General features: G+C 69.2%; 9 protein-coding genes and 1 pseudogene. 5 read left to right on the top strand and 5 right to left on the bottom strand.

Features of this window, described 5'->3' with window-relative positions; all coding sequences use genetic code 11:
- The 4 genes from GTQ99_RS01150 to GTQ99_RS01135 all read left to right on the top strand — a co-directional run.
- Positions 1-827: ABC transporter ATP-binding protein (locus GTQ99_RS01150; protein ID WP_166613906.1), on the top strand; the 827-nt coding region annotated here is incomplete at its 5' end.
- A complete protein-coding gene (locus tag GTQ99_RS01145) occupies positions 824-2,650 on the top strand; it encodes an ABC transporter ATP-binding protein (RefSeq protein ID WP_338074635.1) in 1,827 nt (608 codons plus the stop codon). The genes GTQ99_RS01150 and GTQ99_RS01145, both read left to right, overlap by 4 nt.
- Before the next feature lie 368 nt (positions 2,651-3,018).
- Positions 3,019-3,252: a DUF1440 domain-containing protein gene (locus GTQ99_RS01140; protein WP_166613905.1), complete on the top strand. Its 234-nt coding sequence runs from the start codon at positions 3,019-3,021 to the stop codon at positions 3,250-3,252.
- 59 nt (positions 3,253-3,311) lie between these two features.
- Positions 3,312-4,219, top strand: a protein-coding gene (locus GTQ99_RS01135) for an IS5 family transposase (RefSeq protein WP_420814497.1) whose coding sequence is annotated in 2 segments (ribosomal slippage) — positions 3,312-3,704 and positions 3,707-4,219 — 906 coding nt in all. Because the reading frame shifts where the segments join, the coding sequence is not laid out codon by codon here.
- A 7-nt stretch (positions 4,220-4,226) separates the two neighbouring features.
- Here the strand turns inward: GTQ99_RS01135 and GTQ99_RS01130 are convergent.
- Positions 4,227-4,971, bottom strand: a pseudogene (locus GTQ99_RS01130) (IS5 family transposase).
- 130 nt (positions 4,972-5,101) lie between these two features.
- On the opposite strand from GTQ99_RS01130, the gene GTQ99_RS01125 reads away from it, so the two are divergent.
- Positions 5,102-5,958 (top strand): IS5 family transposase gene (locus GTQ99_RS01125; protein WP_205706573.1). Its coding sequence is split into 2 segments (ribosomal slippage): positions 5,102-5,483 and positions 5,483-5,958, totalling 858 coding nucleotides; the frame shifts between segments, so codons are not numbered across the junction.
- Between the two features lie 121 nt (positions 5,959-6,079).
- Here GTQ99_RS01125 and GTQ99_RS01120 read toward each other — a convergent pair.
- Genes GTQ99_RS01120 through GTQ99_RS01105 form a run of 4 tightly spaced genes read right to left on the bottom strand, consistent with a single transcriptional unit; the run spans position 6,080 to position 22,066 of the window.
- Positions 6,080-8,269, bottom strand: coding sequence for a 3'-5' exonuclease (locus GTQ99_RS01120; RefSeq protein ID WP_166613903.1), 2,190 nt, complete (start codon positions 8,267-8,269; stop codon positions 6,080-6,082).
- A 2-nt stretch (positions 8,270-8,271) separates the two neighbouring features.
- Positions 8,272-14,631, bottom strand: a complete 6,360-nt coding sequence (locus GTQ99_RS01115; protein WP_166613911.1) for a DEAD/DEAH box helicase — start codon at positions 14,629-14,631, stop codon at positions 8,272-8,274.
- Between the two features lie 2 nt (positions 14,632-14,633).
- The gene (locus GTQ99_RS01110; protein WP_166613902.1) at positions 14,634-19,181 is read right to left on the bottom strand and encodes an Eco57I restriction-modification methylase domain-containing protein; all 4,548 of its coding nucleotides are present in this window, start codon (positions 19,179-19,181) and stop codon (positions 14,634-14,636) included.
- Positions 19,181-22,066, bottom strand: coding sequence for an SNF2-related protein (locus GTQ99_RS01105; protein WP_166613901.1), 2,886 nt, complete (start codon positions 22,064-22,066; stop codon positions 19,181-19,183). The genes GTQ99_RS01110 and GTQ99_RS01105 overlap by 1 nt, the downstream gene beginning before the upstream one ends.
- Positions 22,067-22,111: the final 45 nt, after the last annotated feature.

Genomic DNA, 22,111 nt, shown 5'->3' with positions numbered 1-22,111 from the left:
GCCCCGGCCTGACCGGCCAGCCCGCCCGCCGGAAGACCCCGGTCGTCCCGCGCCGCGAACCGACGCCCGCGCTCGCGGACGTCACCCTCGACGTGGCCGCCGGCTCCACCGTCGCGGTCGTCGGCAGCACCGGCGCGGGCAAGTCGACGCTGGCGGGGATGCTCGTGCGCCTGGTGGACCCGACGAGCGGGGAGGTCCTCCTCGACGGGGTGGACGTGCGCGAGCTCGCGGAGGGGCAGGTCGCCGCGGCGGCCGCGCTGGTGCCGCAGTCGACGTTCGTCTTCGACGACACGATCCGCGGCAACATCGCCCTGGGCCTGGACAACGAGAGCGTGCCGGCGGGGCGCCGGGTCGGTGACGACGACGTGTGGGCCGCGCTGCGGCTGGCTCGCGCGGAGAACTTCGTGAAGGCGCTGCCCGGCGGTCTCGACGAGCTCGTCGGCGAGCGCGGCTCCACCCTCTCCGGCGGGCAGCGCCAGCGCCTCGCGCTGGCCCGGGCGCTGGTGCGCAAGCCCCGGCTGCTCGTCCTCGACGACGCCACGAGCGCGCTGGACCCGGCCGTGGAGCGCGCGGTGCTCGACGGCCTCGCCGACTCCGGCGCCGGTACGACCGTCGTGGTGGTGGCCTACCGGCCGGCGACGATCGCGCTGGCCGACGAGGTGGTGCACCTGGACAAGGGGCGGGTGGTGGACCGCGGCCCGGCCGAGGAGGTCGCCGCCCGCGACGCGGGTTACCGCGAGCTGGTGACGGCGTACGCGCGCGCGGCGCAGGACCGCGCCGACGAGGCAGCGGTCAAGGCCGCGAACGACAAGGCGGGCATGGCGTGAGCACGACCACCACGAACCCGGGCGCGAAGCCCGGCACTGCCCCCACGGGCCCCGGCACCCCGGGCGCCCTGACCCAGCGGGGGGTGCTGGCCCAAGCCCGCGAGCTGACCCCGCAGTTCGCCGAGGGCCTCGGCGTCACCCTGGCCATCGCGGCGGCCACGACGATCGGCAAGCTCGTCGTCCCCGTCGCCGTGCAGCAGACCATCGACACCGGCGTCCTCGGCCCCGACGGCCCCAACCCGGGCCGGGTCGCGCTGCTCTGCTCCATCGCCGCCGTCGTCGTCGCGATCACCACGGTGACGGCGTGGGTGGTGAACTCGCGGCTGTTCCGCTCCACCGAGGCGGGCCTGGCAGCGCTGCGGGTGCGGGCCTTCCGCCACGTGCACGACCTCGCGGTGCTCACCCAGTCCGGCGAGCGCCGCGGTTCCCTCGTCAGCCGCGTCACCAGCGACGTGGACACCATCTCCACGTTCCTGCAGACCGGCATGCTCGTGCTCGTCCTGTCCCTCGGACAGGTGGTGCTGGCGACGGCGGTGATGTTCGTCTACTCCTGGCAGCTCGCGCTCGTGGTGATCGGCTGCTTCGTGCCGCTCGTCATCATCCGCAACAAGTTGCAGCGCCCGGTGGCCGCGGCCTACCGGCAGGTGCGGGTGCGGATGGGCGAGCTGCTCGGCGCGGTCTCCGAGACCGTCGTCGGCGCCGACGTCATCCGCGCCCACGACGCCGCCTCCCGCTCCTGGCGCACCGTGGACGCCGCCGTGGAGGCGCACCGCAAGCAGGCCGTGAAGGCCCAGGTCGCCACGGCCACGACGTTCTCCACCGGCGTCGTCGTCTCCGGCCTCGTCGTCGCCCTCGTCGTCGTGGTCGGCACCCTGCTCGGCGTCGACGGCGACATCACCCTCGGCCGGCTGCTGGCCTTCCTCTTCCTCGCCCAGCTGTGGGTGGGCCCGGTGCAGGCGACCACCGAGGTCCTCAACGAGCTGCAGAACGCCCTCGCCGGCTGGCGCCGCGTCGTCGACCTCATCGACACCCCCGTCACCGTCCCCGAACCCCCCGCCGACCGCGTCCGCGAGCTGCCCGCCGGCCCGGTCGACGTGCGCGTCGAGGACGTCGCCTACACCTACCCCGGCACCGACAAGACCGTCCTGACCGGCGTCACCCTGCACCTGCCCGCCGGCTCCCGCACCGCCGTCGTCGGCGAGACCGGCTCCGGCAAGACCACCCTCGCCCGCCTCGTGACGAGGCTCGTCGACCCCGCCGCCGGCCGGGTGCTCCTCAACGGGATCGACGCCCGCGACCTGCCCAGCCGTGAACTGCACCGCCGCGTCGTCGCCGTCCCCCAGGAGGGCTTCCTCTTCGACGCCACCGTCGGCGACAACGTCCGCCGCGGCAAGCCCGGCGCCACCGACGTCGACGTCCGCGCCGCCTTCGCCGACCTCGGCCTCACCGCCTGGCTCGACGGCCTGCCCGACGGCCTCGACACCCCCGTCGGCCAGCGCGGCGAGCGCCTCTCCGCCGGCGAACGCCAGCTCGTCGCCCTGGCGAGGGCGCACCTCGCCGACCCCGACCTGCTCGTCCTCGACGAGGCGACCTCCTCCGTCGACCCCGCCACCGAGGTGCGGCTGCAGCGGGCCCTCGAAGGGGTGCTCAGCGGCCGGACCTCCGTGGCCATCGCGCACCGCCTGTCGACGGCGGAGGCCGCCGACGTCGTCGTGGTCGTGGACTCCGGGCGGGTCGTCGAGGTAGGGCCGGCCGTGGAGCTGGCACACGCCGGTGGGCCCTACTCGCGGTTGCATGCGGCGTGGACGGCGCAGCACTCCTGACCGTCCTCCGCCTCCCAGCGGCGCAGGGACAGCGCCATCGGTGCCGGTGCGGTAGTCAGTGCCCGTGATCAGCATAAGGTTCGTGGTCGACGTCACGACCGGGCTCCTGACCGGCTGGGTCGGCGTGCAGGCCAGAGCGAAGGCGGAGTTCACCCTCCAGCAGTAGGGCGAGAAGGCGTTGCCGCTCGTCCTGGCTAGAAGGGGCTTCTCGGCGCCGACCTGGCCGGGTACGGCGACCGGATGCTCCCCCTCGGTCATCTACCGGCGCCTGGTTGACCTACGCAGCGGCGATGGCGACACCCTGAAGGGCGACGAGCTCGAGGCCGGAGCCGTGTGGTTCCACCGCGCCATCACCTACGGGTAACCCCGTGGCGTACTCGCTGCTGTCCCGGCGGGTGCCGCCTCTGCGCACGGACTCGGGCGCCCTCGGAGGGGCCGCGCTGTTCGGCGCCTTCCACGGCACGCTCCTGCCCGCGCTGGGCATACAGGCCCCGGTGGGCGAGCTGCCCCGGGCGTGGTGGGTGTGGGAAGGCGGGTCGCACGTGGTCTTCGGCGTCGCCGTTGACCTCGTGGTCGGTGGTGTCCGGCGCGTCACCGGCTAAGCGGCTGTCCCCTAGGCCATGTCTGGTGGATCACGCGCTGATGCGGTTCACTGGCTGACATGGCCAGGACCGAGGTGCTCACCGACGCCACCTGGACGCGCATCGAGCCGCTGCTGCCCTCGACGAAGCCGCAGCGCGGTGGACGCTGGCGAGATCACCGACAGGTGATCGAGGCCATCGCCTGGAAGTACCGCACCGGCTCGCCGTGGCGGGAGCTGCCGGCGGAGTACGGGCCCTGGCAGACGGCCTATGACCGCTTCGCGCGCTGGGCGGCGGATGGGACCTGGCAGCGGCTGCTGGAGGCGGTGCAGGCCGAAGCCGACGCCTCCGGGAAGCTGGACTGGCTGGTCGCAGTGGACTCCACGATGGTGCGGGTGCACCAGCACGGCGCCAACACCAGCCGGAGCACACCCCCGGGGGGCTCGGATGGTGCGGACGAGGCTCGACAGAACCGGCGGACCACGCGATCGGCCGCTCCCGCGGCGGGCTGACCACCAAGACACACCTGGCCGTCGACGGGCTGGGCAGGCCGCTGGCGATCGTGCTGACGGCTGGAAACGTCAACGCTCCCCCGCAAGCGGGAGGTACCCCCACCACCGTGCTCGCGACCGTGCTGGGCGAAATCCGCATCGCCCGCCGCGGTCGGGGTCGACCACGCACCCGACCGCAACACGTCGTGGCGGACAAGGGCTACCGCTCCCGCGCCAACCGCCGCCTGCTCGCCGCCCGCGGCATCGCAGCCACGATCCCCGAACGCGCCGACCAGCTCGCCAACCGCCGCGCCCGCGGCAGCGCCGGCGGGCGCCCATACCGCTTCGAGGCGCGCACCTACCGCCAGCGCAACGTCGTCGAGCGGGCCTTCAACCGCCTCAAGCAGTGGCGCGGGCTCGCCACCCGCTACGACAAGCACGCCCACCACTACCGTGCCGGGCTGTTGCTGGCCTCGCTGCTGCTCTGGCTCAAGTGAAGATCCGTCAGACGTGACCTAGGTGCAGGTCGGCGCGGACCTCGTAGCGGATGCGCAGCCGCTTGAACTGGTGCAGCCTCCCCCGCGAGCGGGTGGTACCCCCAACGAACATGAGCTCGACAACCCAACAGGTGCGCCCGAGGCCGGAGCCGTGGGCGACGCCGCGCCGGGCGATGCGCGGAAGAATGCCGCGCTGACGCAGCGCGCGGCGGTAGACGCCGTAGTCGTAGCCGCGGTCAGCGTAGGGGTAGTCCGGGTACAGGCGGGGCCGGCCGCGGAGGCCGCGCACGATCGGGAAAGCGTCGACCAGCGGCAGCAGTTGGGTCACGTCGTGGCGGTTGCCACCGGTTAGCATCACGACCGCCGGAACGCCGCCGGCATCGGTCAAGAGGTGATGCTTGGAGCCACTGCGGGAGCAGTCTACCGGTGAAGGGCCGCTGTGCCCCCCGCTTTTCAGCGCCCGCACGTGCGAGCCGTCCACCACCGCCGTCTCCAGCTGCAGCTTCCCGGCTGCGCGCAGCTCATCGAGCAGCACCTGGTGCAGCTGCGGCCACACCCCGGCTTCGGTCCAGTCGCGCAACCGGCGCCAGCAGGTGATGCCCGAGCAGCCGAACTGCTCGGCCGGCACCTACGCCCACGTGCAGCCGGTGATCAGGACCTGCACGGTGCCGGCCAATGCGGCGCGGTGCGCGCTGCGGCAGCAAGGGCTGTACCCGCTGCCACAGCGCATTGGGCACCAAGTCCTGCAGCAACTCAGGTACCGCGTCCTCGGCCATGCCTCAAGGCTGCGACGACGTCAACAGGCTCGCAAGTTAGAAGCCGTTGCAGAAGTCTTGCGGAGGCTCTGGCGTGTCGCGCTGAGCCAGGCGCAGCCTGGGCGACATGGCCATCGACGCCAGCACCCGACCGCGTCAGCTGATCGGCGATGAGCTGTGGGAGCTGCTTGAGCCACTGATCCCGCCACCGCCACCGGCGCCTCGTGGGCGCACCGGGCGACCACGCCACGATGACCGGGCAGTCCTCGAAGGCATTGTCTTCGTGCTGAGCACCGGCATCGGCTGGGCCAAGTCCCCCGCACGCGGGAGGTACCCCCACCCCGCCGAGCTGGGCTACGGCTCGGGCTGGACCTGCTGGCGGCGGCTGCGCCAGTGGCAGCAGGCCGGCGTTTGGGACGAGCTGCACGGCGCCGTGTTGGACCGCCTCGGTCAGCAAGGACTGCTGGACTGGTCTCGGGCTTGCATCGACTCCGTCAGCGTCCGAGCGAAAAGGGGGGCGCGCTGACAGGACCGAACCCCACGGACAGAGGCAAGCTGGGCACCAAGTACCACCTGCTGGTCACCGCCGATGGGCTGCCACTCAACGTGGTCCTGTCCGGCGCCAACCGTCACGACTCGATGCTGCTGGCGCCGCTGCTCGATACGCAGCGAGCCGTCAAGGGCGTCGGCCGCGGCAGGCCCCGGCGCCGCCCAGCCAAGCTGCACGCAGACAAGGGCTACGACAACCGCCGGTGCCGCACCTACCTGCGCCGGCGCGGTATCACCGCGCGCATCGCCCGCATAGGCATCGAGTCCAGCCAGCGCCTGGGCCGGTACCGCTGGGTGGTCGAGCGCACCATCGGCTGGCTGCTCAGCTACAAACGCCTGGCGCTGCGCTACGACAGCAGCGGACGCACCATCACCGCTCTCGCCCGCCTCGCCGTCACGCTCATCTGCGCCCGGCGACTACCCACAACGAACTAATGCAACGGCTTCTTATAGTGAAGGGAGCTGTTAGTCGACTGGCTTGTCAAACCCTCCGCCTCTGAGGACGCGGTCGATGGCAGACGGTATCCCCACTCGGTGGAAAAGGCGCTTCGGATGCTCAGGTGGGTACCTTACGAGCGATGCCCGGCAGGATCGGGCTCGGCTGCCGCGTCAGGAGCACCAACTCGTCTCGAGCACGCGTCGCCGCCACGTAGAGCAGCGACCTCTCCCGCAACAACGCGTCCTCACAGTCGGCGTCCGGCAGCCCTTGCACGGCGTACTCCGCGGGAACCGACCCCTCGTCCACACCGAAGATCAGGACCCGTGAGAACTCCATCCCCTTCGCCCGGTGCATCGTCATGACGAGGGGTTGGGCGCTGCTCGACACACCCCCCTCGACGATCCGCACCGGGACGCCCCGCTCGTCGAGGCCGATGGACAGCCTGCGAGCGGTCTGCTGGTCTCGCACCAGGAGTCCGATGGTCTCCTGCGCCTCAGTCTCATCGCTCCACCGCCGCACGACGTCAGCCGCCTGGTCGAACTCCTCGCTCAGGCTGTCCACGTGAATGACTCGAGGCCGAGGGCCGGTCCGCGCCGATCGGTATCCACGCGCGTCCTCGCCCGCGTCCTCGAGGTCGTGGAACTCTCCGCCTTCCAGTACAGCGACGGCGTACCCGAGGTTCTGTGCGGTGGTTCGGTAGTTGAGGGTCAGCCTCTGCGAACGCCCGACGATCTTGATGTTGTAACGGCCGAGGACGACACGCTGTCCGTAGATGCGCTGGTGGGAGTCCTCCGCGATGAACAGGTCGTCCGACCCTTCACCCGCCGACGCCCGCAGGAACTGCCAATGACTCGGGGTGAGGTCCTGGCCCTCGTCCACGAGCACGTGGTCGAACAGCGGGCCGGTGGCTTCCAGCGACGCGGCGGCGATCGACGCCGCCTCGGCGAAGTCGACGCTGCCCTCGATGCTCGCTTGAGCACGGTAGGACGCGACGATGCTCCAGACACTGGCGCGCTTCTTGCGGTCGAGGGAGACACCTCGCCCCGGCCGGCGGACAGTCAAGTACTCGTCGCGGGACGTCGCCCGTGCAGGCAGGACCACCATCGCGTACTCCGACGCCAGGAAGGTCCTCGACAGCAGTTCCGGGGGTAGCTCGACGCCCTGTGCGGCGTCGCTCCACGCCGACTCCTTCGTCCGTCCTGACGTCTGTGGCGATCGAGCGCCGAGAACGGCTTCGATCGCATCCGCTCGATTCTTCGCGGCCTTCAACACGGAGCTGACGGCGGCGTCGACGCCGGAGATGTAGACACCCGACTCGCCGGGCCCTGCGGCGATCTTCAGGGTGGGATCGAGTCGCCGGAGATCGGCACGTAGAGCCTCCGCCAGGGTTCGCGTGTAGGTGGTGAGGAGGATGCGCGCGTGCGGGTTCTGCCTCGCCAGGTGTCGAGCGCGGTGGAGCAGCACCACCGTCTTCCCGGTGCCTGCACCTCCGGAGAGACGGAACGGTCCGTTGTAGCGCGTCGTCGCGTACTTCCGCTGCTCCGGGTGGAGGAAGATGCGCCATGCGGCGAAGGAGTCCTCGATGGCTCGGCGCAGTTCTGCATCATCCTCGATGAAGGCGAACTGCATCTGCGCGGCGGGATGGCGCAGCGCCGAGATGACCTCCTCGTCGGAGATCGCCGGCGCATCCACCGCTTCGGCCGGCGACTCGGCGAGACCGAGAGATGCCCGGGCTGCTTCCAGCGGCGTTCCGCCCGCAAGATCGATGAGCAGGAGTCCTTGCCACTCCACCGCGGATTCGGCGATGCGGATGATCTCGTCCTCCGTGGTGGCAGCCACCGCCAGGTCTGCGATGTCGGGCGCGATGCCGACCTCGTCGACGAGCACTTCGCGGGTGACGCCCCGAGAAGGCAAAAGCGGTTTCACGACCTCAGCGACCCGGGCAGGAGCGATCACCGCGGCATCGCCGGGCTCGGTCGCCATGATCAATTCGGCGATGCCGTTCACCGGATTGACCGTCAACTGCGCACGCTTGGCGAACTTGATCGCGTCGTCGTGAGGAAAGGTGCCCAGGTAGACGTAGTGGGCTGTCTCGCCCTGACCCTGGAGCTTGACGAGGACTGCCCGCCAGAAGTCGTTGACACGTCCCGTGCGGATCCGGTCGTCGACTGTTCCGTTGATGGGCTCGATGTGGAGACCCGGCGTGGTGTCGTCCCGGTTCAGCTTCTCGAGGAAGGTGAGGACGAGCTTCTTGACGGAAGCGTCCACTTCGCCTCGCTGAGGCGGGCCCCACACGATCTGCGGCACGGTCAGTCCTTCCCCACGGTCAGTGCTTCGCGCACCTTATCGATCACCGGTGACACGACGTGCCAGCCCGCGGTCTCGAGCTCGATGCGGTCGTCGGTGCTGAACGAGACGTCTACGACGACCCTCTGAGCCGGCCACGCCAGTGGGAGGGCGATGCCACCCACCGACTCCAGGCCCTGTTCCGGCAGGCTGATGTCAGCGGCTGCGAGCTCTCTGATCAGCGGCCGCTCGAGCTCGGTGCCGAGCTCGTAGAGTTCCTGCCACTCGGCCGGCATCGAGCCGGTGGCGGGCGTGGGTTCGGACGCAGCGGCGGGCGTTGCACCCAGGTCCACTTCAGTGCGACACGAGATGGTCGTCGGGGCAGTCCGCAGGTTGAGGAGGTTGCTCAGTCGCAACCACTCTCGCCAGGCGTCCCGATGGTCCGGACGTTCCACTGCCGCCTCTCGGTCGTCGAGGACGACCGCGACCTCGGTCGTGGCGGTGGCGGGGTCGACGATGGTCGCGGCGAAGGTCATCGGGCCCCGGCTCCAGGTCCACGTCGGGTTGTCCCCGACCTCGACGGCATCCCCGTCGAGCGTGGTGGCGGCGGCGGCGACCGGTGACCCGGAGATGGGGCTCACGACCGAGTCGCCGATGAGGAACCAGGGCAGCCAGTGGGCGAGTCGCTGCAGTCCCTCCGGGTCCGGTGCCTGGATCCAGGACATGAGGAAGTCGACGGGTCCCCCGGACACGAGGTCGAGAAGGCTCGGCGTGAGTTGCCCTCCAGAGCTCGCCATGAGCTCGTCGCGCTGCGCGGTCGCCCACCAATCGGGCGCTTGGACCTTTCCGTTCTCGGCGTCGTCGAGGTCCTGCCACGACACGCCGAGGACGACACGGTTGCTGAGACGCAGGTTCTCCCGCTTGACCGCGTCGTCGGCGATGCGGTTGGTCTGAGGACTCGCGTGCCACCGCCATCCGTCCGTGAAGACGGCCACCTCCGGGATCCCCGCCTGACTGCAGCGCAGTATGAAGTCGGGCTTGGAGCCGGCCACGATCTGCTGCGGCTCCAGCCTCCACTTCCGGCCACCCCGCATCGTGATGAGGAGTCGGTTCCCGGAGACCGTCGGCTGTTCGTCGACGGTCGCACCGACGGCGGCGAGGCGTTCCAGGAAGATCTTGCGGAACCGCTGCTCCAGAGTGGACTCGGGGTCGACCTGGTCGGGCTCCTCCTCGGTCCACGACCAGGTCGGCTCGTCGGCCGGATCGTGATCGCCACCTGCAGCCAGGATGTCGCGCAGGTGGCGTTCCGCCGAGGCCCGCGCGACCCAGCGCACCTGGTGCGGCGCCGCGAAGGGCAGCAGGCACCGGTGACACGACAACCGATCCTCCTCCCGACACGGGCAGTCGCGGACGGTCTCCCAGGCGTCGCGGAGGAGCCGCCACACGGCTCTGGGATCGGCGAGCTCGGCCAGGTACCCGGTTCCCCCTGGAACGATGTCGTGCAGCAGCAGTGCGGACGCGTTGTCCGTACCGTTGCCGAAGGTCGGGTCGACGGTCTCCACGATCTGCAGGTGATCCGGCGACCCGCCCATGCGTCGTCGCAGGCCGAGGAGCAGTGCCGCTGACAGGCTCGGGACCGCGAAGGCGTCCCCCAAGGTCACGCTCGCGGGCAGGCGCAGGACGAGTCCCTCCGTCCGCAGGGTGCGGGACAGGGCGACTCCTCGAGTGTGTTCGGCGGTGGCGGTGCGGTGGATGCACCACGGTCGGTGCTCGTCCGGGCGGGTCACCCGGGGATCCTTGTCGAGCTGCCCGCAGGCCTCGCAGACGCGGAAGAGGGGGACCGGCAGCTCGGCCCCCGCCAGCGGGCGAGTCATCCCGTGAGCGGCGCTGCGCCCCACGTTGATCCACCGGATGGTCTGGTCTCGCAGGTACTTGGCGCCGAAGGTGTACCCCTCGACGAACCACTGGCGCACGACCTTCGCGGGGTCGACGTCGGCCGCAGTGACGACGCTGAACTGCTCACGCATGCGCTCGTCGCGGTCGTCTCCGATCAGCGCGTCGTCGCGGCGCATGGCGGAGTAGACATGCTCGAGTTCGACCACGTCGAGGCGCTGCTTGGTGTCGGCCACGCCGGTGCTTCCGCACCGTGGGCAGGCGGCCACCGGTGCGGGGTCGGGGCCGGCCGCATAGCCGCACGCGGGGCAGAAGAGCCACTGCCGCACGGATTCACCGTCGTGGCCCAGATCCAGGGCGTCGATCGCGATCCGGTGACCGTTCGCGTAGAAGGTCGCGCCGGGGGCGAAGTCCCGCAACGCCTGGGTGCCCCCTCGTCGGTAGCTGAACGGGTCGTTGCGGAAGTCCCCGGTGTCAGGGTCCGTCCAGCTCAGCGTGACGTCCAACGTGACGCCGTCGTCGAGGAGCGTGTAGTTCGGCAGGAGGCCGTGCTCCTCCAGGACACCGATCCAGTAGCCGGCTCGCAGGTCGGACAGCTGTGCCTGGACGAGGCGGAGCGCCGCTTGGGCCGTGCGGTGCGCTCGCCTGTCGGCGTCCGTCGCCGTCGCCTTGTTGGCGACGGCCTGCTGCAAGGCCGGCAGTGAGAGTTGGATCTCCTTGCGGCGGTGGTTGAGGGTCTCGACGGTGTGGTTCCAACTCTGCGAGGCGGAGACCACCCGACGCGCGAGGCCACTGCTGTCCGGCACTCCCGCCTGCGGAGAAGCCCATTCGAGGAGCGATCGACGGGTGAGGTCCGACAGCGAGGGGAAGCCGGCGAGGAAGGCGTCGACGCACTGCTTCGGGTCGACCTCGACGAGGTTCAGCAGCGCACGGAGGAAGGAGCCCTCGTCGACGGACCCGATCGCACCGGATGCGGACTTGGGGTGCGGTGCGTTGACGTCCCGCGCGAGGTGGTCGGCCAAGTGTGCGATGAACTGACGGCGGAGGATCTCTTCGGCGTCCAGGTAGGTCGCCGGCGGCACCACCGCGCCGTTGATGACCGACAGGGGGTCCCCCAGGCGCGGCAGCTGGTCGCCTCGCCCTGTCACGAAGGCGAGGTTCAACGAGTTCCCGGTCAGGCGGCCCGCACGACCGACGCGCTGCAGGTAGGAAGCGACCGAGCGTGGGAGCGAGGAGAGCATGACGGTGGACAGGTCGCCGATGTCGATGCCCATCTCGAGCGTCGGCGTGGCCACGAGGACGTTGGGGGCCTGCGGATCTTCGCCCGCCCCCTTGAAGGCCTCCTCGTAGCCCAGGCGGACGGCGTCGTCGAGCATGCTGGTGTGCTCGCGCGCCACGACGCGGCGGATGTCCGTGGATTCGTAGAGACGACGGTAGAAGTTGTCATCACCCGCATCTGTCCCGAGAGTCCCCCCACAACGGGCCACGAGGCAGGGAGCTCCGCTCAGTTGCTCGGTGACCATCAGGCTCCCGGGGAAGCTGGAACGGCAGACAGAGCACACCAGACGGTGCAGGCCTCCAGTGAGATCGTCGAGCTCCACGGGTGCGACGAGGATCGACGACGTCTTGAGCTCGTAGACCTGGGCCGCACTCTTGCTCGTGACGACGTCGACGAGACCCAAGTGTGCGAGCCGCTCGAAGAGCATCTTGGCGAAGCGCGCGCCGTCCCCGGGCGCGACTCCGAGATTCCGCCCCGCCCATCGTGCGTACCAACTCTGAGGCGAGGTGACCGGGTCGAGGTCGACGTTCTTGTCGAGCTTCGCGCCGCCGACGCGCGGGAAGGCCGGCGCAGCGCGGCCGGCGGGGAACGCCGGCATGCCGTCCGAGCGAGGACGACCGCCCCAGATCGAGTAGCGGTTCCCGTCGTCCTGCTGGTACTTGACGAACCAGAGGTGGTGGACGGCGCCCCGCTCCCGCATCCGCTCCAGGACGCCGCGCACCCAGGCGATCCGCTGCGCGCGAGCGGGGGCGGAGCCCAGCGTCCCGGTCCCACCGGCTGCATCCAGGACGTCGTCGGCAGCGCGGAGCAGGATCCCCTCGGAGGCGTCGACCTCCGCGGTGACGCTGCCCGTGCGCTCGAGTGTCCGCCCGGTGCGCGACTGCAGACCGAACTCCAAGGACACGTCGAGGAGCAGCCGTCGACGAACTCGCTCACGGACCTTGGGCGGGACACGTCGTAGGGACGCCTCCTCCCAGAAGGGCGTGAACTCCTCCAACCCCGTCAAGGACGGCGGCACGAGACGGTAGCGCCGGTGGCGGTCGTCGCCAGCCCGCCGCAGCATCTCCTCGACCAGCTCGTCGAGGGAGGACGGGGCGTCCCCCACGGCTTCTCGGATCACCGAGCGGAACGTGAGGCTGTGGGAGCGTGCCTCGACGAACCCGGCGCGGTGTGCGGCGTCCTGCACGCTGTCGGTGAAGACGAGCGCCTTCTTCTCCTCAGGGTCCAGCGTGGGGTCGCCGAACAACGTCGAGATGGTGACCGACAGCATCGTCGCGATGGCCGAGCCGAGGAACCGGATGCCGTCCTTCTGCAGGCAGGAGGGACAGGTGTCGTCGAGGGACAGTTCCGCGGCGTCGTCACCGACGTGGGTGAGGACGGGGACGACCGCTCCGGTGCGCAGCTGCTCCTCGGTCACCGAGGGTCGGGCGAGCAGTCGGCGCTCGTCCGTCGACAGCCACAGGAGGCCCACGACGTCGTGGCCGTCCGCGAGTTCCGGCATCTCACCCTCGGCCGGCGCGTGGATGGCTGGACGGAACCTGTCGTTCCGCGCCGTGCGTTGTGCTCGGATCGCCGAGTCGTCGCCGTGCAGGTCGCTGCCGGTCGGCGCCAGCACGAGTCCCCACCCGGATCGACCACAGTGCCTGCAGTACAAAGCTGGGAGGTAGGTCGAGGATCGAGTGTCGGTGACGTCGTCGGATTGGACGGCCATCAGAGGCCCGTCGTCAGCCCAGATGTATTCGGGACGGTCGGAGACCGCGCGGTCGATGCGGGTGAGCTCGCGCACCCACAAGTGCAGGTCAACGGACGGCGCGATCCGGCCGTGGATCGCACGGACGTGACTGAACGCGGCGAGCAGCGCGGTGACGAAGGCTTCCGCGGCATCCTGCTCCTCGGTCGAGGCCGCGGCTCCGTGGTCGCCGAGGAGATCGGTGGCCAGGTCCCGCACGCTGATCGCGTCCACCGCACGGCTCAGCAGCCATCGAGTGACCTGATGCCCCCGCAGCAGGGTCAAGAGCCGATCCTCGGCGCCGATCGTCGGCGCATCCTCTGTGGACGGTCTCCACAGCTGGGAAGCGACCGCCTCGGCGACGGCCGACCCTTCAGGGTTGTCCCCGAGGGCCTCCACAGCACGGTTGACGAGCTGAATGGTCGAGCGGTCGACGTCGACCTCCTCCAACTCCCAACTCTCCACGACGTCAGCGGCGTCACCGATCCACTCGTCGATGCTCACGCGGCTCTCGGTGACGACGGCGTCCGCGCCGAAAGGTTCGCCGAAGACCGTCTCGGCGAACTGGAGCATCCGCGCGGGATCACCGCCGTCCCCGAGCGTCGCAGACGTGGCGACGGGCGTGATCTGGCCCAGCGGCCGGCGACGGTCCTCTCCGGAAACATTGAGGTCTCCTGGCTGCCAGTAGCTCTTGAGCGCGGTCCCCAGACGCCGCAACAGCATGGAGACGTCGGTGCCCTGAGCCCCGTCGTAGGTGTGGAACTCGTCGAGGACGAGGTACTGCAGGCTCATCGCGCTCTTTTGCCACAGCGGAGCATCGTCCGCGCGCAGGAGCAGCTGGTCGAGCATCTTGTAGTTGGTCAGGAGGACGTCGGGTGGATCGCTGCGCATGACCTTGCGGTCGGTGATGAGGCCCTTCGCCGAAACTCTTGTTCGCGGCAGCGGATCGTTCTGCCCCGTGTAGATCGCCGCGGTCACGCCCGAGAGGGTGTCGTCCCCGGTGAGGATTGAAGTGAGGCGCTTGGCCTGATCGTTCGCCAACGCGTTCATCGGGTAGAGGATGATCGCCTTCATCCCGGTCACCCCGGCGCGTTTGGCACGCAGGACGTGGTCGAGGATGGGGAAGAGAAACGACTCCGTCTTGCCAGAGCCCGTACCAGTCGTGACGAGCGTCGGTTGCGGACGGCTTGCTCCCAAGGCGGCGCGGGAGGTCGAAAGACGCTCGAAGGCTGCGGCCTGGTGGCCGTAAGGTGGAAGCCCTCCATACCAGTCGAGTGAGCGCTGCCAACCTGTACTCGCTGGCCGAAAGGGAAGACGAAGGCGAACGAAAGCCCCCTTGAAGAGACCCGACACCGGATCATTGAGAAACTCACTCAAGGAGGTACGCGAAGCCTCATCAACGAGGGCGAATGTGGTAGTCAGGTAGCTGAGCAGCGATCTTTGGATCGCCTCCACCTGAAAAGAAGGAGTTAGCTCGGTCATGTTCACGCTTCCCTAGCTTTTACAAACCGCGCATAAGCCGACGCTAACGCAGCTTCGCGGTTCCACGGCGCTAGCCCCGGGATACTGTCAGCCTCATCGAGGCGCTCGACAGAACTGACGCGATCGTAACCGCGCAGGACCGGGAACTGCGTGCGATAAAGAGACAACAACTCCGAGAGGGAGACCCCGAGAATTAAGGCGACGATTGCGTCCAGTTCAACCTGAAGGCGAAGGCGGTCGCGAGTAGTGCGCGCGGGGGCACTCCGTGACCATTCCGGGGCCAAAGGCTCCTGTGTCACGCCGGCGTCGGACAGGCGTTGTTGAGCTACGCACTCGCGCCAGAGGTCGCTGTATGCCGAAGAGACACAGTTCAAGCGAAGCGTACGACTCACCAACTCGGGCATCAGCGGGTCGACTGCCATAAAAGGCAGCCGATTGATGGTGCGCCCTTCAATCGTCGCTTTTGGAGCCACTCGAACGGAAAAGTCCGCGATCAGACTAGACAGGTACCCAGCAATAGCGACCAGTGTGCTCGCATCGATGTCAGGTCCGCCTGCTGCTGCAACTCCGTGAGTATGCGCTGCACCTGGGGGGATGATGGCAGAAATGAGTGTACGAGCGCCAGTATTCGCAGCCATGTATCGCCAGGCGACACGGTAATAGTCGCGCGCGGGCTTAGGGTTCTCCTCATTACCCCAGTCCGTGTAGTCGCAGTCGTACCTGTAACGGTCACCTACTGGTTTGTAGGCCGTGACGGGGACGGTGTCGGCGGGCAGGGTTTCGAAGTCGGTGGCGGTCCAGTCCAGGTTGTGCTTCATGGTCCGGTTCGGTGTCTTGTACAGAGGAGTCGCCACGTGCAAATGCGGCCCCTGAAGGATGACGTCGTCCCAGCACTCCGGGGCGCCCCATCGACTTTCGAAGTAGCCCTTGACCCGGTCGTTCTTCTCGTGCCAGCCCGAGGAGAACCGCAGGCCCAGCTCTGCAAGCCGTGGCGATCGAGACAGCTTGGACAACACCGCCGCAGTAGATTCATTTACGGCGAACAGCGCTCGTGTTTGGTGGACCGGCACGGTTTCCGACTCGAGCACGGAGTGCCAGGTTTTGAGAACGGACTCATCGACACGAGTGATGCGTTTGGCGTGAGGCCTGCGATCCCATCGCCCTTCGTCGTCTTTGAGGCCAGGCTCAGGGCCAGAGCTATCGTGGTCGAGCGAGCGCTCAACTGTGTCTGGATGATAGAGGGAAGACGCCATAAGAAATTGGACTTGGCGCGGCGAACCGTAAGTGTGTACCCCATAGGACACGAGATGGTGAACTTCGAACAGTTGCAGCTCGTTGATGAATTGCCAATGGCGACGTAGCCGAGAGTAGGCGCCACTCCTCAGGAGGCCCGCTTTCTCGTCGGTGAAGTGCGACTCTGGGTGGACAAGGCTGACCACACCCTGGTCAGACGTCGAACGCCACGTCCGCTCCATGAAGCAGCGGTAGAGATCAGGCTGAAGACCCACGAGATGCGGGTAATGCTGGCCGTCGCTTAGGAACGCTGCGGTTGACGCTGGCTCGGCAGTCCCGTCAATGACGAGCTCTCGCACGTCCTCGAGCTGCAACGTCTCAGCGCGCTTCGCGGCCCGCATCGCCTCGGACGGTTTGAGCGCTAACTGCCACCACGGGTCACCCTCCGCCATGAGCGCGTCCACGTCGGACCGCGGCCGTACCCAGGGCGGGTTCCCCACCTGCAGGTCGAATCCGCCCTTCGCGAAGACCGACGCGAAGTCGAGCTCCCAGTGGAAGAAGCCCTGCTGCGCGGCTACCCGCTCACAGACCTCAAGCCAGGGGTGTTCCTCGAGCACCTCGGTGACGGCGCGCGCCCCTGCGAACTGCCGATCGAGCTCCTCACGTACCCCGAGCTCCTCCCAGCCGTCGCCGGCCAGCGAGGATTCGGCGGTCTGCCGCAGCGCCTTGCGGTTCTTCAGCTCGTGCTGTCCCAACAGGCCCCGTAGGGCATCGATCCACTGCGCGAAGGTCGGCGGGGCGACGTCTGTTTCCGTCAACGGCCAGAACCACAACGCCGTCCACGCGTCCATGATCCGTCGCAGTCGTCGGTACGCCCCGTCGGGATCGGACAGCGCCGCCTCGATATCCGCTCGTTGGACGGCACCGCCGGATTGCTGCTCCTCCGTGCCCCAGAGCGGGATGGCGCGGCGGATCTCGGACTCCGCGATCTGCAGGCGGTGGTAGGCGATCTGCCACAGCACCTCGACGCGGTGCGACAGGTCGGTCAGCGTCTTGAGCTGGGTCTTGTTGGGCTTCGCCCGGATGCCACGCTGCCACGCCTTCAGCGCCGCCATCTGATCCGGGGCGAGGGCCTTGGCCTCCTTGGCCTCCACTGCGGAGCCCCAGCCGAGGGCGGGCAGGAGGAAGTGGTGGACGCCGCCGGCGATCCCCGTCGCGAGGCGCCCCGACTCGACGTCCTTGACGAGCTCTGACATCGGGACGTCGGTGGGCGTGCCCTTGAGCCAATCGCCCTTGAGGACCTGGTCGCCGCGGAAGACGGTGCGCCGGGCACCGATGAGGGAGTTCCCGCGGCGGAGGTGCAGGCCGAACCACGGTGCCTCGAGACCGGCAACCATGGTGTCGAGCCAGAGCGAAATCTCGGCGAGTTCCACGGCCGTCGCGTTCAGGTCGACCCCGTAGACCTGGTGCAGGGCGATCGAGGCTTTGACCCGCTGAAGCTCCTGCGGGTAGCGGTCGGGGTCGATGCGTTGGCCGAGCTCGTCCTGGCGCCGCTTGAGGTACTGCTCGGCCAGTTGTCGGACGGCCTCGATGGCGAAGGCGCCCGACCCCAGGGCGGGTTCGCAGACGGACAGTTCGAGGATCTCGGCGGCCGTCGTGGTGTGCCCGTCCTGGTCGAGCAGCTCCTCCAGCGCCTGCCCGACGACGAACCGGGTCAGCACCTCGGGCGTGTAGTACGAGGCGGACTGCTGTCGTTCGCGGCCTGCGAGCCGGAAGACGAAAGTGCCCTGGCGGTGCAGGACGTACTCCTCCTCACCGCTGACAGGGTCGATCGTCTTGAGGAAGTCGTCTCGCGACAACCCCTCGGACCGCTCGACCGGCACCACCCAGGACCCCTTGGAGGCGTCTCCGCCCTTCGCCACCTCGTAGAGGTCGGTCTCGGCAAAGAACCCCGTGTAGCTCATGAGACCCTCGTACACGGCGCCCAGCTGGTTGATCCCGAGTTCCGCGTAGGAGATGAACCCCCGGTCTCTCCCGCGGGCCTCCTTGCTGAGCAGCAGGTGGCGCAACACCTGCTGCATGGCGCCGTTCCCGATGCCGACCTCGTCGATCAGTGCCGTCGCCTCTCGTGTGAAGAGATCGGCCTTCAGCGGGCGGAAGGTCAGACCCTCCAGGCCCGCCTCCTCGTCCTCCTGGACAGCGGGCTCGTGCCCGGAGTCGACCAGCCGGAAGAGGACACCCAACGACTGGTAGAGATGGGTTCCGTGCTCGGAGGCGGCTCCGTTGAGCTCGACGAGCACCAGTTCGCGGAGGCGGTCGAGGCTGTACCCCTGTTCGTACTCCCGAGCTCCCGTGGGAAGGACGCCGAGCTCCGGAGAGGCCTCGGCGTAGAGCAGAAAGAGGATGCGGTACAGGAACCGCAGGGACTGCTTCGCGAGGTCCTGCGCCGACGCGGCCGGCAACGGGTCGAGACCGGCTGCCTTGCGGCGGGCGACGACCTCGTTGGCCAGGATCTCGATCGAGAGGCGAACCCCCTCGCGCAGGTCCTTGGACACACCGACCGTGTGGTTGATGGACTCCTCGAGAACGGCGGTCCACCACACGCTGCCGGCTGCGTTGGGAGCGAGCGACTCGACCGACAGGCACGTCAGCGCACGGTCCACCTCACCGCCCCGCTTGGTGTCGTTGCGTTCGCACACCAGCTGCAGGTCGACGACGAGGTACCGGCCTTCCGCCCACCGCTCGCGTTCGGCGACGAGCGCGTAGCGGCCTGCGAGGACGAGGGCGAACTGCGGGGCGATGTCGGCGACGAAGAGGGTCGAGAGGGTCCGGGCCACCGAGGTGAGCGTCGTCGTCTCGTCGACGACGAAGGGCCTCCGCAGCGTCGGTCCGTCCTTGCCGAGCAACACCTCGACCGAGGTCACCGCCGCGCCGTCGACGATCACCAAGGGCGCGTCGTGCGTCATGTCCGCTCCCCGCAGACGCCGCACGGGACCGTCCACCTCGCTGACCAGTCCAGGGCGGTCGAAGCCGAGAATCTCGAGGACTCGCTTGCTCAGGTCATCGAGGGTGTCGGTCTCGACCGGGAGGACGTCGACATCGTCCTCCGCCGCGCCGAGCCCGACCAACGCGTCGAGAACGTCACCGCGGGCCTCGGTGAACCGACTGCGCACGGTCGCGATGCCGTCGTCGACGTCGTCCCACGCTCTGCGCCGCTCCGTGACCTTGGCTTGGAACGACTGGTTGCGGGCATCCGAGCCGAAGTAGTGCTCGGAGATCCAATCGCCGCCGACCAGGATCGCGTCACTCGCCGCCATCAGACCTGCCCCTTCCCGAACTCCTGCGGAACGACGACCAGTAGCGGGCGGACCAAGGACCGGTCGGGCGCCATGAGCCGGGCGGCTTCGCGGACCTCCCGGACACGGTGGCGACGGTCGCTCAGGGCCGACCGTTGGATGAGGACGTCGTCCGCATCAGCGCGGTCCGTCCACCGGTCGCTCCGATCGAACCACGCCTGCACTCGTTCCTCGGCCTTGTCGCGGCTGGCCTGGTGCGTGTGGGCGAGCTGTCCGGTCGCCACGTCGACGGCGGGAGGGAGGAACCGGGTCAAGTCCCCTGCGTCCGCGAGCGCCCCCTCGTTCACCGGACTCCCGGTGAAACCGAGAGCGGCGAGGGCGGTCGCCGCGTCAGGATGGACCGCCGCGAAGGAGAACTGCGGATCCTCGACGTTCGGGAACTCCACGACGAGGAAGGACGACGCCACCACCTGACCGCGGGCGTTGGTCAGCGTTCCCTGCAGGAGGACGTTGACCGATTCCACGGAGCCCCTGACGGCGAAGACCTCCCGCCGCCCCAGCGCGGCCAGGGCGCGGTCCCCCGCCCAGTCGAGGACGGGGTGCAACGGGGCGAGGAAGTGCCCCTCGGGCCAGAGCGACCCAGTGGTGTCCGCGAGGGCCTCGGTGAGCTCCGCCCGCCCCTTGGCGACGGTCGTGGCCAGCACGAAGCGTTCCGTCACTCGCCGGGTCGCGAGGTACGGCTGAGGCAGGACCTCCAGCCGGCGCCGCAGGTCGGCCGGCGGCGCGAACTCCACGAGGGAGTACCCGGTGTGCTCCTTCCACGCGACCCCGCGTGGCGGCGCCTCGCCCGGCGTCTCGATGAACTCCTCCAGGGCGTCCCGCAGGAAGGCGACGTCGGACTCGTACACTCCGACCAGTCCCGCCGTCTGCGCCTTGGCCGGTGGCGCTGCCGGCGCAGTCTTCGCCGTGAGGCGGGCGAAGAGCCCCTCGAGGCCCGGTGAGCTCGCCACTTGCTCGACCGACTGCACGACGTCGTCCAGCGCGACACCCTCGGCGAGCACCCGGCGGATCGCGTCCTCTTCCGCAGCGACGTCGTACTTGCCCATGAGCGAGGCCGAGTCGCCGAGCGCCCGGTGAGCTTCGTGCTCCTTCTCCAGCAGCCGCTGGAGCACACGGATGTCACCGGCGAAGTCGCCGCTGCTGGGGTTCAAGAGCAGGGTCGTGATCTGGGGACGGTGCTTCTGCCCGTAGCGGTCGATGCGGCCGTTGCGCTGCTCGATCCGGATGAGGCTCCACGGTATGTCGAAGTGGACGAGGTCGTGGCACTGCGAATGCAGGTTCACGCCCTCGGACGCCACGTCGCCCGTGACGAGGATGCGGATGGGCGACGAGGCCTGCTTGAAGGACTCGACGATGTCCTGCTGCTCGCGGTCGGTCAGCCCCCCGTGCAGGAGGGCCACCTGCTCGGGCTTGAGTCCGAGGTCCTTCTGCAGGCTCGTCCGCAACCACTTCAGGGTGGCGACGCGTTCGGCGAACACGACGGAACGTTCCGACCCCGCAGGGCCCACACCGTTGTCCCGCAGCTGCTTCAGGAGCCGGGTGTACTTGGCCGATTCGCCGTCGGCCGCAGCCTTCGCCAGCTCGTCGAGACGGCGCAGGGCGTCGATCTCCCGACGCTCCGCCTCGCCGAGCGACGCCCCGAGGCGCCGGATCCGTTCCCGGATCGACTCGCGGAGGGCGACCGGGGAGGACAGGAACGCCTTGGCCAACGTCCACGGGAATAGGCCGGCGTTCTTCCCCGAGTACGGCGACCGGCCGCCCTCCGGGTGCAACCACGTCTCGTCGAGCTCGCGCGCCACGGCGTCTTCGGCGGACGAGGCGTCGACGAGGAGGTTCCGCGGTTCCAGCCGCTCGGCCCAGTCCCCGCCGACGGTCTTCGCGACGTCGGGGCTGTGCCGGTGCCGGCGGACGACGAGCCGTTCGACGGCCTCCTCGACGATCTCGCCGTCGGGCAGCACCGCGCTCGGGTCGAGCATGCGGACGAGCTCGGCGAAGGACTCGGCGCGGCCGTTGTGGGGGGTGGCCGACGCGAGGATGAGAGCGTCGCTGTGGGCGGCGAGAGTACGGGCGAGGCGGTTGTTCTGCGACGTCGAGTTCGTGACGTTGTGCGACTCGTCGATGACGACGGCGTCCCAGTTCTGCTTCTGCAGGTGAGCGACGTACCGGTCCGACTTCAGCGTGTCGATGGAGACGATGACGCGCTTGAAGTGGGCGAACGGATTGCGGTTCGCCGGGAGCTTCTGCCGGATGCGCTGGATGCCGACCGAGTCGAGCCGCACGAACGGCAGAGCGAACCGCGTCCACATCTCGAACTGCATCTGCTCGAGGACGTGACGCGGGGTGACGATGAGGATCCGCTCACCGCGGCCGCGGCGGACGAGCTCGGCAAGGATCATGCCGATCTCGAGCGTCTTGCCCAGGCCGACGGCGTCCGCCAGGAGGATGCGCGGGCGCAGGTTGTCCGGATCGAGAGCCTTGCGGACGGCGGCCTGCTGGTAGCCGAGCGGGTCGGCCAGCCCACGGGTGGCCACCGACAGCTCGGGGTCGCCGAGGGGCACGGGCGACTTGCGCAGCACGGACTCGAGCCAGAGCCGCGTGCGGCGATAGCCCGGGGAGTCGTCGGCCACGACCGTCGCGGCCTTGGGGTCGACGACCACCACGTCGTCGAGGGCGGTCGAGAAGACGGCGCTGGTGTCGCGGACGAGCTCCGTCAGCCCTTGGACCTGGACGAACCAGCCGTCGGTGGCCCGTTCGACGCCCGTGACGAGCCACTCCTCGTCCCGGACCTCGACGACGGAGCCGGGAGACCCGGTGAAGGAGTCGGTGCCCGCGGAGGACAGGGTCATCCCTGCCACCGCCCGGCCGGGTCGCGAGGAGTCAGCGTGCACATC

It is taken from the genome of Kineococcus vitellinus, from assembly GCF_009906315.1.
Lineage (GTDB): Bacteria > Actinomycetota > Actinomycetes > Actinomycetales > Kineococcaceae > Kineococcus > Kineococcus vitellinus.
The sequence above is the reverse complement of the archived record's forward strand: the minus strand, read 5'-3'. Positions and strand labels throughout refer to the sequence as shown.

What these genes read in the sequence shown, in the direction of transcription:
- GTQ99_RS01110 (WP_166613902.1), bottom strand. Translation starts at nt 19,181, where the DNA reads ATGGCGGCGAGTGACGCGATCCTGGTCGGCGGCGATTGGATCTCCGAG.
- GTQ99_RS01105 (WP_166613901.1), bottom strand. Translation starts at nt 22,066, where the DNA reads ATGACCCTGTCCTCCGCGGGCACCGACTCCTTCACCGGGTCTCCCGGC.
- GTQ99_RS01115 (WP_166613911.1), bottom strand. Translation starts at nt 14,631, where the DNA reads ATGACCGAGCTAACTCCTTCTTTTCAGGTGGAGGCGATCCAAAGATCG.